Source organism: Coprobacillus cateniformis (assembly GCF_009767585.1).
GTDB lineage: Bacteria > Bacillota_I > Bacilli_A > Erysipelotrichales > Coprobacillaceae > Coprobacillus > Coprobacillus cateniformis.
Window position 1 is genome coordinate 2,024,962 of record NZ_WSNW01000001.1, and the last position, 14,013, is coordinate 2,038,974.

Annotated in this window: 15 protein-coding genes and 1 riboswitch; of the genes, 11 read left to right on the forward strand and 4 right to left on the reverse strand. The window is 31.7% G+C overall.

The features are described from left to right. Window positions 1-58: 58 nt before the first annotated feature. The 4 genes from GQF29_RS10100 (at window position 59) to GQF29_RS10115 (ending at window position 4,133) form a co-directional block, all read left to right on the forward strand. Window positions 59-916: a DUF2262 domain-containing protein gene (locus GQF29_RS10100; RefSeq protein ID WP_008787193.1), complete on the forward strand. Its 858-nt coding sequence runs from the start codon at window positions 59-61 to the stop codon at window positions 914-916. 619 nt (window positions 917-1,535) lie between these two features. Beyond that, on the forward strand, window positions 1,536-2,282 hold the full coding sequence (locus GQF29_RS10105; RefSeq protein ID WP_008787194.1) for an SDR family oxidoreductase: 747 nt from the start codon (window positions 1,536-1,538) through the stop codon (window positions 2,280-2,282). Between the two features lie 32 nt (window positions 2,283-2,314). After that, window positions 2,315-2,361, forward strand: a riboswitch (PreQ1 riboswitch). 72 nt (window positions 2,362-2,433) lie between these two features. Beyond that, window positions 2,434-2,910, forward strand: a complete 477-nt coding sequence (locus GQF29_RS10110; RefSeq protein ID WP_008787195.1) for a QueT transporter family protein — start codon at window positions 2,434-2,436, stop codon at window positions 2,908-2,910. 77 nt (window positions 2,911-2,987) lie between these two features. Further along, window positions 2,988-4,133 (forward strand): AI-2E family transporter, encoded by a 1,146-nt coding sequence (locus GQF29_RS10115; RefSeq protein ID WP_008787196.1) that lies wholly within the window; start codon window positions 2,988-2,990, stop codon window positions 4,131-4,133. Here GQF29_RS10115 and GQF29_RS10120 read toward each other — a convergent pair. The 4 genes from GQF29_RS10120 to GQF29_RS10135 all read right to left on the reverse strand — a co-directional run bounded on the left by GQF29_RS10120 (window position 4,127) and on the right by GQF29_RS10135 (window position 7,372). Continuing rightward, window positions 4,127-4,768 carry a bifunctional 2-keto-4-hydroxyglutarate aldolase/2-keto-3-deoxy-6-phosphogluconate aldolase gene (locus tag GQF29_RS10120; RefSeq protein WP_008787197.1) on the reverse strand — a complete coding sequence of 214 codons (642 nt, stop codon included), beginning with the start codon at window positions 4,766-4,768 and terminating at the stop codon, window positions 4,127-4,129. The two genes, GQF29_RS10115 and GQF29_RS10120, sit on opposite strands and share 7 nt — an antisense overlap. Before the next feature lie 13 nt (window positions 4,769-4,781). Continuing rightward, window positions 4,782-5,783 carry a sugar kinase gene (locus GQF29_RS10125; RefSeq protein ID WP_008787198.1) on the reverse strand — a complete coding sequence of 334 codons (1,002 nt, stop codon included), beginning with the start codon at window positions 5,781-5,783 and terminating at the stop codon, window positions 4,782-4,784. A 127-nt stretch (window positions 5,784-5,910) separates the two neighbouring features. Then, window positions 5,911-6,546, reverse strand: coding sequence for an RpiB/LacA/LacB family sugar-phosphate isomerase (locus GQF29_RS10130; protein ID WP_008787199.1), 636 nt, complete (start codon window positions 6,544-6,546; stop codon window positions 5,911-5,913). Window positions 6,547-6,562: 16 nt separating this feature from the next. Further along, window positions 6,563-7,372: a gluconate 5-dehydrogenase gene (locus GQF29_RS10135; RefSeq protein ID WP_008787200.1), complete on the reverse strand. Its 810-nt coding sequence runs from the start codon at window positions 7,370-7,372 to the stop codon at window positions 6,563-6,565. A 321-nt stretch (window positions 7,373-7,693) separates the two neighbouring features. Between GQF29_RS10135 and GQF29_RS10140 the strand changes: the two genes are divergently transcribed. From GQF29_RS10140 to GQF29_RS10170, 7 genes are read left to right on the forward strand one after another with little or no spacing between them, the layout of a single operon-like run. Beyond that, the gene (locus GQF29_RS10140) at window positions 7,694-8,116 is read left to right on the forward strand and encodes a PTS sugar transporter subunit IIA (RefSeq protein ID WP_008787201.1); all 423 of its coding nucleotides are present in this window, start codon (window positions 7,694-7,696) and stop codon (window positions 8,114-8,116) included. 14 nt (window positions 8,117-8,130) lie between these two features. Then, entirely contained in the window at window positions 8,131-8,910 is a 780-nt protein-coding gene (locus GQF29_RS10145) for a PTS mannose/fructose/sorbose/N-acetylgalactosamine transporter subunit IIC (RefSeq protein WP_008787202.1), read from the forward strand. After that, entirely contained in the window at window positions 8,903-9,697 is a 795-nt protein-coding gene (locus GQF29_RS10150) for a PTS system mannose/fructose/sorbose family transporter subunit IID (RefSeq protein WP_017143949.1), read from the forward strand. Before GQF29_RS10145 ends, GQF29_RS10150 begins: the two co-directional genes overlap by 8 nt. 16 nt (window positions 9,698-9,713) lie before the next feature. After that, on the forward strand, window positions 9,714-10,190 hold the full coding sequence (locus tag GQF29_RS10155; protein ID WP_008787204.1) for a PTS sugar transporter subunit IIB: 477 nt from the start codon (window positions 9,714-9,716) through the stop codon (window positions 10,188-10,190). 50 nt (window positions 10,191-10,240) lie between these two features. After that, on the forward strand, window positions 10,241-11,401 hold the full coding sequence (locus tag GQF29_RS10160; protein ID WP_008787205.1) for a glycoside hydrolase family 88 protein: 1,161 nt from the start codon (window positions 10,241-10,243) through the stop codon (window positions 11,399-11,401). Window positions 11,402-11,409: 8 nt separating this feature from the next. Then, the gene (locus tag GQF29_RS10165) at window positions 11,410-13,179 is read left to right on the forward strand and encodes a glycoside hydrolase family 35 protein (RefSeq protein WP_008787206.1); all 1,770 of its coding nucleotides are present in this window, start codon (window positions 11,410-11,412) and stop codon (window positions 13,177-13,179) included. Window positions 13,180-13,210: 31 nt separating this feature from the next. Next, window positions 13,211-13,990, forward strand: a complete 780-nt coding sequence (locus GQF29_RS10170; protein ID WP_008787207.1) for a hypothetical protein — start codon at window positions 13,211-13,213, stop codon at window positions 13,988-13,990. Window positions 13,991-14,013: the final 23 nt, after the last annotated feature.

The window sequence follows — 14,013 nt, forward strand, 5'->3', positions numbered from 1 at the left end:
CAACAGATTAATCTATGTTATAATATATCTAATAATGGGGCATAAGGAGAATGTTAGAATGAGTTTATTTAAGAAACAATCTTCAGAAATTAAAAAATTTGAGGAGAGATTTGATAAAGAAATAAAAGAAATGATTGTTGTTACAGAAGGAGAAATGTCAGCAGGAAGATCAGGGCAAGATGAATATTGGACTGCATCTATAACTATTTTAGCGTATATTGATGTAAGAAGTGGAGAATTGTTTGAGGGGAAAAGAGGTATAGAATGGTTAGTCAATGATAAAGAATGTCGCAGTAGTAAAAAGATTTATAATCTTAAAGGTCAAAAAATCTATCAACTTATAGTTCGAGAATCTTTACCCTATGAAAATGAATATACACATGATACTTTTGAAAAAGGTCATTGGCTTATGCTTGTTGATGTGAAAAAAAGGAATTGTCATAATGCACAATTAGAAGATGTTTTAAAGGAATATCAAAAAGAAGTTTCTATTCATCCTCAAGGTTGTCAAAAATTAATATTAGATAAATCATTAGGAATATTTAGTGGTGAAGGAAATTGGAATCATGAAGAATGTTATATTCATTTAGATACTGATGGTGAAGGAATTGAAACAGCTGATGAGACTTTAAAAACTTTCCAAGAATTAATGGCGAACGGTGAAGTATGGGATCAAAAGGCAAGAGAATATGCAGCTGATGAATTAACTGAGTTAGCGAATGAATGGGCAGAGGAAAATGATTTAGAAATCACTCATGAAGATTTTGCAAAACGGATGGTCATTAGTGAAGTGTGTGTATCACTAGAAGGTGACTTTGAATTGTTCTATAACGATGATGATATGTTTTATGGACATGTCATTATTGTGAGTGGAAATATTCACGAAGGATTTAAAGATGCTTATATAGCAGGATAAATATCAGAGCAAAAGGATGTTATAACATTCATTATATTCATAATGTTGCCTATTAATAGACAATATCATAAAAAATAAATTCTTGTTGCAAAAACGTTTTTTATTTACTTTGTTAGAGTGTTATATCTTGTATAATTTTTGAAAATTAGAATCAATATGTAAATTATATATTTGCTTATTGCATAAAATGGTTGATATTTATTAAAAATTGGTTATAATATAAATGAAAGGAATAATCAGTAGACGGTTATGCCTTGGATTTGATGGTTAAAATAACTACCAAAGTTTTCCTAGGACCATGGTAGTTATTTTTTGTTTCCTTTTATAATTTCAAGGAGTAGTTTGACAATGACTGCGATAATAGCCATCATTAAAGATAACATTTCATAATCGCTCATGTTTTACCACCTCCGTTGTTTCAAATTTCTCTAATGAGATATCTATATCAACAGAGTTTCCAATCTCTATCTATTGACCAAAGCATAACCACCTACCGTTATGATTATTCCATGTGACTATTATAGCATAAAGCAAATATTTCATCTATAATTATTTGCTAAAAGCTATTAATTGTTTTATCCCTTATCTATGATAAAATATTGGAAAGGATGGTGATTTAATGAAATATAAAAATTATGGTGTTGTTGTGACTGGAGGAGGTCATGGTATTGGAAAAGCTATTATTGAAGAGTTTGTGAGAGAAGGAGCAAAGGTCTGTTTTATTGATATCAATGCAGATTATGGAAAGTCATTGGTAAGTGAATCTGTTTTCTTTTTTCATGGTGATGTTTCTTTAGAAGATGATTTAAATCAATTTATTTGTTTTTGTAAAGAGAAATTAGAAAGAATAGATGTTCTTGTGAATAATGCTTGTGTGTCACACCAAGGAATATTAAATCAATGTAATTACCAGGAATTTCAAAAATCATTATCTATTGGAGTAACAGCACCTTATTATTTGAGTTTGCAATGTCAAGATGAATTAAAGAAAAACAAGGGTTCTATTATTAATATTGCTTCATCACGTGCTTTTCAATCCGAACCAAATACAGAATCATATACAAGTGCCAAAGGTGGTATTGTTGCATTAACACATGCTTTGGCGATTTCTTTGTCAGGGCAAGTACGAGTAAACTGTATTGCTCCAGGATGGATTGATGTCAATGATACAGAAAGTTTTTCTAAAGAAGATGAAACTGCAATTCCAGTAGGAAGAGTAGGAAAGCCAATAGATATTGCTAGAATGGTAATGTTTTTATGTAGTGAAGATGCAGGGTTTATCACAGGTGAAACATTTGTTGTAGATGGAGGTATGAGCAAACGTATGATTTATCATGGTGATCATGGATGGGAATATCATATCTAAGGTTGCAAACATCATTTTGATATGCTAGAATGATTGCACTGGTTCGAGAGCCAAACCCAGTATAAAAAACTAAGGACATGAAAGAATGGTGGCTCTGCCATCTTTTTTCATGTCTGACTTCTAACTGTATTTTAGAAGAGGAGGAACTTAAATGAATAATGGAGTTAAAGAAGTTGCAATCAATGCTATGATTGCTTGTGTTTATGCAGCACTAACAATTGCATGTTCAAGTATTGCTTATGGAGGAATTCAATTTAGAATTTCTGAAATATTAATATTTCTAGCATTCTATAACAAGAAATATATACCAGGTTTAATTATTGGTTGTTTTTTAGCTAATTTACCGTCACCATTAGGATTGGCAGATATGTGTTTTGGAACATTAGCTACTGCAATTACATGTTTAGGTGTATATAAAATTAAAAATATTTACATTGCAGGATTATTTGGTGCAATTGTGAATGGATTGATTGTTGGTGCTGAATTGTACTTTGTTCTTAATTTACCATTTGTCATCAATGCATTTTATGTATTTATTGGAGAATTTGCAGTCTTAATGATTGGAGCGTATTTATTTCGAACATTAGAGAAAAAAGAAGTCTTCATGAAAAAGTTTATTTTAGAATAATGGCTATTGTTAATAATAGCCATTTCTTCATATAAAAGACATAATATTTGACTATACTAATAAAAAGAGGTGGTACAATGAGAACAACAGACAAGATGCGAGATTTAACATTAAAGAATATGATAATACTTGTTACCTATATTGCTATATTAATCTTATGTTTAATGAATTTTGGAACAATTATGAGTTTTATAGGAACATTAATAAGTATTATAAAGCCGTTTATTATAGGTTTTATTTTAGCTTTTATCTTTAATATTCCAATGAAATATTTTATTAAGAAATTGCCTATTGAGAATGATAAAACAAGAAAACTAATATCTGCAATATTGTCAGTATTATTAGTTATGTTGGTTATTGCAATTGTCATTATGGTTGTTTTACCACAAGTTATAGAAAATGTTAGAACTCTTATTGATAATTTACCAGAAATTTTTAAACAAATTGAAGAATGGTTAAATTATTTCTTAAAAGAAGTCAAAATATCTCCTGATATTATGACAAAAGTTGAAGAGTTCCAACAAACATTGGGTCAAACTATCTTATCTAAGTTATCAACTTGGGTACCAGGGATAGCTTTAGGCGTATCACATTTTACAACTGGTGTTATTAATATTTTTATGGGATTTGTTATGGCAATATACATGCTTTTTTCTAAAGATAAATTAATGCGACAAGTCAAAAGAGTGGGAAAAGCATTTTTAACAGAAAAACAGTTTTATCATGCAACAGATGTAGCTCAATTAACTTCATCTACATTTGAGAATTTCTTGGCTGGACAATTAACAGAGTCAGTGATTATTGGAGTTTTATGTTATATTGGTTGTATATTATTAGATATTCCATATGCATCAATCGCAGCTGTTGTTATTGGTTTTACCAATATTATTCCATACTTTGGTCCAATCATTGGAGCATTCATTTCATCAGTTTTAATTGTCTTTGTTTCACCAATGAAAGCAGTTATTTTCTTAATATTTAGCACTTTATTACAACAATTTGAATCTAATTTAATTTATCCACATGTTGTGGGAAATTCTGTTGGACTATCTGCCTTATGGGTTCTGTTTGCAGTAAGTGCTGGTGGCGGTTTGTTTGGAATACCAGGGATGATCTTTGGATTACCAACATTCTCTGTTATATATGAGCTCTTAAGAAGATGGACAAATCATCGTTTAAATCAAAAAAAGCAGCTATCAAAAGCTGCATTGGAATCTCAATAAGAGGTTCCTTTTATTTTTGTGTATTCATTTGCAATCTTTGTGATTTGTTCATATTGACTGTGACTGGCAAGCTGATTCAATTCTCCACCAATACCAATTGCATCAACACCAGCTTCAAACCATTCATGTGCATTTTTAAGATTGACACCACCTGTTACCATTAATGAAACTTGGGGTAATGGACTTTTAATCGCTTTGATATATTGTGGACCAAAAGTACTTCCTGGAAATAATTTAATAATCTCACTACCTGCTTCCATTGCTTCAACAATTTCTCGAATTGTCATACACCCTGGAATATAGGGAACACCATAACGATTACACATTGTTGCGGTCTCCTTATTAAAGGAAGGGGAAACAATGTATTTAGCACCTGAAATTATTGCAAGTCTCGCTGTTTCAGCATCTAGTACAGAACCAGCACCAATCAGAATATGGTTCTTGTTTATATAATCTTTATTTAATTGTTTAATAATTTCATTGGCACTATTATTTGTATAAGCGACTTCAATAGCTTTTAATTCTCCTTGAATGCAAGCTTTTGATGCCTGATATCCTTCTTCAAAGCTATATCCTCTTATCACTGCGACAACACCTTGCTTTTTTAATTCAAGAATAATTTCTGATTTTGTCATAATTCTTTTCTCCTTATCTTGAAATTTCTGAATGATTTTCTAATAAACGATAAATTGTTTGACTATTTTCATACATGTTATCACCAATGACTACACATTTGTAAGTTCCTGATGCGACTGCAAAGTCAATTGTTTCTTGTAAATTTTCTTGATTCATGATTTGGTATAAAAGTCCTGCTACAAAAGCATCACCACTACCCACACGTTCCAATAATGCTGTTTTTAAGATTACTGAATGATAAAGGTGATGGTCATAAGCATATGCTTCATACGAGTTAATCATGTTCTCATCAACATTTCTAATGGTATGAAAAATAGCCTTAAACTGATATGCCGCTTGTAATTCCTGCATACGTTTTTCAATTGTTTTTTCTGTAGCATGTTGACGATCAAACATTGTAAGATCGTTTTCATCTTTCATTAATGGATCAATTCCAAAACAATAATCTGCATATTTGGCAAAGTGACTAAACTCTTTTTTTGCATCTTCAATAGAAATCATCTTTGTACGTAAGTTTAAATCGATTGAAATAATGATTTCTCTTTTCTTTGCTTCTTCTAATAAAACTTGTAAAATATCTCTAACATGCTGAGAAATAGCAATCGTTATGCCGCTAAAATGAAAATGCGTAATGCCATTGAATAATTGATTCATATCAATATTTTGTATATCAATATCATTAATACTGGTATGTTGTCGATCGTAATAAACTTCGCTATTTCTGACACCGTAACCATTGATTAAATAATAAAGACCAATACGCTCTCCACATCTTTGAATATTATTTGAATCAATTTGTGATTGTTTTAAGAAATCAATAAATGAATTCCCAACTTCATGCTCTGGTAATCCAGTGAATATTGCAGTATCTATACCAAAAGCACTCATATTTCTAGCAATATTGATTTCAGAACCGCCATAATAAAGTGTACAATTCGTTTTGTCATTTAACTTCTCATAGAAAGAAGGTGTAATTCTGATAAGTGGTTCACCAAAAAATAATATTTTCTTCATATTTCATATTCCTTTCAAAAAACTGCCACCAAATTGATGACAGTTATTTCTATTACAGTGATCGGCTTTGTTTTTTAAAAGTGAGAGGAAATCAAGATGACGGACGCCTAAATCACGTAATAACATCTTATAATACTGATTGAATATAATCAGCAATCTCTTGATCTTGACAATTGGCAAAGAAATAATCTTTAAATTTTTCTCCAGCAATCGTTTCTTTTAAGAAATCCTGATCAATTTCTTTTAAGATTGTTAACATATCAGTATGTGTAATTTTTTTAATATCATTTAAGATACGAGCATTTCTTTGTTCTGGGATAACTCTTTCTTTCGGATATCCACCACCCATCTCTTCAGCAAATAGTCTTTCAAACATTAATCTTAAATTTAATTCAGCACCCCACCCAAAACCTTTCGCATAAGGAATAGATAAGGCATTTCCACCATTGATTTGTGAAAATAAATAAGCATCTGTAGGTTCAACTGCTAAACCACAAACAACACCTGGAAAACTATTTAAAGCAACCATAGCCCCTTCACCAGTTCCACAACCAGTTACAACAAAATCTACAGCCTTAGCATTTAATAAAATAGCGGCTAGTAAACCATTTTGAACATATGTTAATTGACTCTCTCCATCTTTTCCATACATTCCATAATTAAAAACCTCATATCCTTTTTCATCAGCTACACTCTTTAAACTCTCATAAATAATAGCATTCTTTGCTGCTTGACTATTTTCATTAATTAAAGCAATTCTCATATTCTCTTGTCCTTTCTTATTGTGGCTGTTTACCAATATAGGCCAAAATACCACCATCTACATATAAAACATGACCATTTACAAAATCACTTGCATCACTTGCTAAAAAAATTGCAGGTCCCATTAAATCTTCTGGATTACCCCAACGTGCAGCAGGTGTTTTAGAAATAATGAATTGATCAAATGGATGTCTACTGCCATCTTCCTGTAATTCTCTTAAAGGTGCTGTTTGAGGTGTTGCAATATAACCTGGACCAATACCATTACATTGAATATTGAATTCTCCATATTCAGATGCAATATTACGAGTTAACATCTTTAATCCACCTTTAGCTGCCGCATAGGCACTCACTGTCTCACGACCAAGTTCACTCATCATAGAACAGATATTAATAATCTTTCCATGCCCTTTTTTAATCATCGAAGGAATGACAGCTTTTGATAAAATAAAAGGAGCGTTTAAATCAACATCAATCACCTTTCTAAAATCATCTGCACTCATATCACACATTGGAATTCGCTTAATAATTCCTGCATTGTTGACAAGAATATCAATGACACCAACGTCATTTTCTATTTTATGAATCATATGATTCACTGCTTCTTCATCAGTGACATCACACACATATCCATGTGCTTGTATTCCATTTTCTTGATAAGCTTTTAATCCTTTATCAACCAATTCATGATTGATATCATTAAAAACAATGGTTGCTCCTGCATTAGCATAAGCAGAAGCTATCGCAAAACCAATCCCATAACTCGCCCCAGTGACTAATGCCACTTTACCCGTTAATGAAAATTGATTTAAATTAAAATTAGACATATTTTCATCTCCTCTTTTTGAAGTCATACCTCAATGAATAAAAAGTAAACCGGACTTCTTCATTGAGGTGAACCAGTAAGTCAAAACCAGTACAATCCCATAATAAATTAGTAAACCGGTTTTGTCAAGAAGAAATATGGAATTAATACAGAAAATACGAATGAACAAATGTGAAAATCGTAAATACTATCCTTATATATGTCTTTGTTTTGCAAAAACATGATAATTAATTTCTTTAAAAAATGATTGACAACGCTTTCTTTTGATTATAAAATGAATGTGTAAGTAAACCGGTAAACAAAAAATTCTAAGGAGGGAATTATGAATATACTCATTGTATCTCATCAGGGTGTTGCAAGTGGAATAGCAAGCGCTGCTCAAATGATTGTAGGAGATATCAGTCAAATTCATACGATTGAATTGACTGAAGCAGGGGTTGATGTTTTTGCGGATGAACTTGAAAACTATTTAAAAGAATGGTTATCAAAGGATACAGGCATTGTTTTAGCTGATTTAAAAGGAGGAACACCTTTTAATCAGGCAGAATTGATTTTATCAAGATTAGGATTAAAAGATCATGCAAAGGTGATTGTGGGTGTTAATCTTCCATTGGTCTTAGAACTACTGTTCAAGAAATTGGATATCAACAATCAGAATGAATTAAAAGATTTTGTGGAATCAAGTAGACTTAATATTGATTGTATGGATTTATATAACCAAAATAATGAAAATGAAGATGAATAGGGAGGATTTAACAAATGACAATAGAATGGTGGCAAATTGCTTTATTAACAATTTATGCTGGATTTTCATTTTATGATGGAAACAATACAACGTTTGGAACTGTGAAACCAACAATGGCTGGGTTCTTTGCAGGTTTAATTTTAGGAGATATTCAAACAGGATTAATTGTTGGAGGAACTTTAAACTTATTAGTATTAGGGGTAGGAAACTTTGGTGGGGCTTCTATTCCTGATTATATGACAGGGGCATTATTAGGAACTGCATTTGCAATTGAAAGTGGAAAAGGTGCAGAGTTTGGTGTTACACTTGCGATCCCAATTGGATTATTAATGATTCAATTAGATGTTTTGGCAAGATTCTCAAATACTTACTTTCAACATAGGGCAGAAGCTTATGTTGAAAAAGGACAGTTTGATAAGGCGGGACTTATGAACTTACTTGGATTAATCCCGCAATCATTATCAAGAATGTTGCCAGTATTTTTAGCGCTTGTCTTTGGATCAGTATTCGTACAAGGTGTTGTTGATTATATGCCTGTATGGTTAATGAGTGGATTAAAAACAGCAGGTGGTATTTTACCAGCATTAGGTATTGCGATTTTATTAAGATATTTACCAGTTGCAAAAAATATCACATTCTTAATTATTGGATTTGTATTAGCAGCTTATTTAAATGTACCAGTATTTGGTGTGGCATTAGTTGGTTTAGCCATGGCTATATATATTTTCCAATCAGAAGATGGTGAACAAGTTACAGTGAATAATACAGATGCTGGAGGTATGGGTGATGAGTAAAATGCAATTAAGCAAAGAAACAAATAAAGTCTTTTGGAGATGGTACTTTCTAGGTGGCGCAGGATGGAACTATGAAAAAATGCAAGGTTTGGGATATTATTTCTCTACTTTACCATTGATTAAAAAAATATATAAAAAGGATGATGATTTAAAGAAAGCAGCACAAGTTGAAATGCAATTCTTTAATACAAACAATACAATGGCTCCTATTGTTTTAGGATTGGATTGTGCATTACAGGAAGAAAAAGGTATTGAATCAGTAGAAACTTTAGCTTCATTAAAAACAGGTATGATGGGTCCATTAGCAGGAATTGGTGATACTTTATTCCATGTCATTCCTTCTACTATCATTGGGTCATTAGCTTCTTATATGGCTTTAGAAGGAAATCCAATGGCATTGATTTTATGGATTGCATTTGGATTCTTACGTTTGGGATTTATGAGATCTTTCTTTAAGATGAGATATCGTGAAGGTGCAAAAGTTGTTGGAGAATTAGGAAACAAATTAAAGAAAATCACAAAAGCAGCGAATGTTTTAGGTATAACAGTTATTGGGGCTTTAATTCCTTCGGTTGTCAATGCGAAATTTGCATATACATTTACACAAGGTGAAGTATCTATTGCTGTACAGGAATTAGCTGATAAGATTATGCCTTCACTTGCTCCATGTTTGGTGGTATTATTAACATACTGGTTATTAGGAAGAAAGAAAATGAACTCAACAAGAGTGACACTTTTACTGGTTGTTCTTGGAATCTTAGCCTTTAACTTAATGATCTTTGCATAACAGGAGGAAAGAGAAAATGGAAGGATTTGTACACATTAGAGTAGATGATCGCTTAATTCATGGTCAAGTGGCAACACGTTGGGCAACAGGATTAAAAGTCAATCGTATTATGATTATTGATGACGCTGTTGCTGTGAATGAAACAGAAAAATCAATATTAAGAATGGCTGCACCTGCTGGAGTAAATACTTCAATTTTACAATTTGAAAAAGCACTTGCAAACATTAAAAATGGGAATTACGCTGGACAAAGAGTGATGTTAGTTGTAAAATCACCAGTTATTTTAGTGAAAATGATGGAAGCAGGGATTAATTTATTACCAGTGAATATTGGAAATATGTCAAATCGCCCTGGAACAACTCAATATAAAAAGTCAATTAGTATGACAGAAGATGAAAAAGCAGCTGTTGAAAAATTACTTCAATCAGGAATTAAAGTGACTGCTCAAATGGTTCCAGATGAACCAGATGTCAGTATTGAAAATTTCTTTTAAACAATGAAAGGCAAACATGTAAATGATTGCCTTTTTCAAAAGGAGATCAAATGAACGAGAAAATAATACAGGAATATAAACAATATAGTCAGCATGTAGATAGCAAATTTTTACAAAAAGAAATGAATTGGATTTGTGAGAAACTATTAAAGAATATTGAACGTTTTCAACATCAATTTCCATCAGCATGTACAACCAATCATCAGTATCGTCTCAAGGCAAATGATGATTGGACCAATGGTTTTTGGACAGGTATGTTATGGATGGCATACCAATATACAAAAAATGAGAAATTTTATGCCATTATTCAAGAAAATATCAAAAGTTTTGAACAAAGATTAAATAATCATTTTGTCTTAGATCATCATGATATTGGTTTTCTCTATAGTCCATCACTTGTTATGATTTATCGTGATACTCATGATCAGAGTCTTGAGAAACCGATTATTATAGCTGCTAATAAACTATTGGATAGATTTCAGGAAAAAGGACAATTTATTCAAGCATGGGGACAATTGGGTGATCCCAAAGAATATCGTTTGATTATAGATTCATTAATGAATTTACCATTACTTTATGAAGCTAGCAAAATTACAGGAAATATGAAATATGCTCAAAAAGCTGATGCTCATTATCAGCAGGTTATCAACAATATTATTCGTCAAGATGCATCAACATATCATACATTCTATTTTGATGCTGAAACAGGAAAGCCTGATCATGGAGCAACACATCAGGGATTTAGCGATCAATCATGTTGGGCAAGAGGACAGGCTTGGGCTATTTTGGGAATCCCATTACATGAAAGAATCATACAGGGAAGCCATGATCAAAAGAAGTGGGAATTTGTTTTTGAATATTTTATTGATAAAATTCCTCAAGACTTAGTTCCTTATTGGGATTTATGTTTTGATGATACCAGTCATGAACCAAAAGACAGTTCAGCACTTGCCATTGCAGCATGTGGTTTATTAGAAGTAGAAAAAATAGGATATCGTAGTGATGCGAAAATGATTGCTGAAGGGATGTTGTATGCTTTGTCAACAAATTATACTTCACAAAGTGATGAAGATTATGAAGGTTTATTGAAACATGGAGTCTATGCTTATGCAGAAAATAAAGGTGTTGATGAAGAAAACCTATGGGGTGATTACTTCTATATGGAAGCCATCTATCGTTTATTAAATCCAGAGTGGGAAACATGCTGGTAGGAGAGAATATGAAAACATTTGAAATTAAGGATGAATTTATTGTTGATGGGAAACCCATAAAAATATTGTCTGGTGCGATTCATTATTTTAGAATTGTTCCCAAACATTGGGAAGATAGTTTATATAATTTAAAAGCTCTAGGCTTTAATACTGTAGAAACATATATACCTTGGAACTTACATGAACCTAAAGAGGGAGAATTTGATTTTCAGGGTATTAAAGATGTTGTCTCATTTATTAAAAAAGCACAAGAAATGGAATTGATGGTGATTGTGAGACCATCTCCATATATTTGTGCTGAGTGGGAGTTTGGGGGATTACCTGCTTGGTTATTAACGTATGATAATCTTCATTTAAGAAGTGATTGTCCTCGATATTTAGAAAAAGTTAAAAACTATTATGAAGTTCTTTTACCAATGTTAACATCTTTACAATCAACACAGGGTGGACCTATTATTATGATGCAGGTAGAAAATGAATTTGGATCTTTTTCTAATAATAAAACTTATTTAAAAAAGTTAAAGAAAATCATGTTAGATTTAGGTGTAGAAGTTCCATTGTTTACATCGGATGGCTCATGGCAACAAGCATTAGAATCAGGAAGTCTTATTGATGATGATGTACTTGTCACTGCAAACTTTGGTTCACATTCTCATGAAAATCTAGATGTCCTTGAACAATTTATGGCAAATCATCAAAAGAAATGGCCACTCATGTCAATGGAATTTTGGGATGGTTGGTTCAATCGCTGGGGTGAAGAAATTATCACAAGAGATGCACAAGACTTGGCAAATTGTGTTAAGGAATTACTAACACGTGGGAGTATCAATCTTTATATGTTTCATGGTGGTACAAACTTTGGTTTTATGAATGGATGTTCAGCTCGTGGACAAAAAGATTTACCACAAGTAACATCTTATGACTATGATGCTTTATTAACTGAAGCAGGAGACATAACTGAAAAATATCAATGTGTTAAAAAAGTAATGAAAGAATTGTTTCCCGATATTCAGCAAATGGAACCACGTATGCGAGAGAAAAAATCTTATGGAACTATTCCACTCAATAGAAAAGTATCATTATTTGAAACATTAGAAGATATATCAGAATGTCAAAGAAGTGTTTTTCCTCAAACTTTAGAACAATTAGGGGAAGGATATGGATATGTGTTGTATAAGACACAAGTCAAAGGATTTCATCAAGAAGAAAAAGTTAAAGTCATAGAAGCAAGTGATCGTATTCAAGTTTATAAGGATGGAGAACATATTATCACACAAAATCAAGAAGAAATTGGTAAAGAATTCCCAGTCTATTTTGCTGAATCAAATGAACTTTCTATTTTAGTAGAGAATATGGGTAGAGTGAACTATGGTTATAAATTGTTATCACCAACTCAAAAGAAAGGAATTCGTTCTGGAGTGATGGTTGATATCCATTTTGAAACAGATTGGCAACAATATCCTTTACCATTAAATAATATTGAAAATATTAACTTTGATAAAGGTTGGCAAGAAAATACACCTTCATTCTATGAATTTGTTTTCAATGTTGATGAATGTCAAGATACATTTATTGATTGTCATCAATTAGGTAAAGGATGTATCTTTATCAATGGATTCCATTTAGGAAGATATTGGTCAAGAGGACCTATTGAATATCTATACTTGCCAGGACCATTATTAAAAAAAGGAATGAATCAAATTATTGTATTTGAAACAGAGGGTGTTGCAATGAATAATATAACTTTTGTTGATTACCCAGTTTATAAGAAAGACTAATGTCTTTCTTTTTCTATAAAGGAGAGATTGAATGAAGATAGAAATTAAAAATCAAGATCAAGTGAAAGCGTTATTAAATGGAGAAAATGAATTGATATTATTTTATAATAATGAATATGTAGAAGGAGATCATATATGTATTTATCCTGATCAAGTCCCAGTTTATTTAAATGTACAGGTAGATGATGCAATAATATCATCTATGATTTATATCAAAGAAGGAATATTCCAATATTTTATTCCTTGTGGAAATGAAAGAAAATCTTATAGTTACAAAGCTTTTTATAACAAGAAACATCTTATCAGAGTATCAAAGGCAAGTTATCAGCAAATCAATGCCTATCAGAACTTAGCACTAAATACCAGTGATCAAGTTTACTTACTAAATGTTTATCCACATGCGACTTCTTCAGAAGATTGTTCATTATCACCAGTATTTCAGCCTAAAAATGTTATTGATGGACTAACCTTTAATACAGAACATGGACGTTGGCCTTTTACATCATGGAGTTATCAGCAGAATCCTCAAGCAACATTGACAATTCATTTTGGAAGAAAGGTGAATGTTCAGGATATTCATATTTATTTAAGAGCGGATTTCCCTCATGATAGTTATTTCCAAAATATCAGTTTAGAATATTCAAATCATCATTGTTCTCATTTTTCATTACAAAAAGTATCCCATGTGCAAACATTTTCTGTTGATGAAGAAGATGTCGAATGGATAAGATTTTATCAATTTAAAAAGGCTGATGAGAAGGCCGTATTTGCTGCTATAACACAAATAGAAGTTTATGGCTATAATCAATGAAAACCCTTTAGTAAACACGTTTA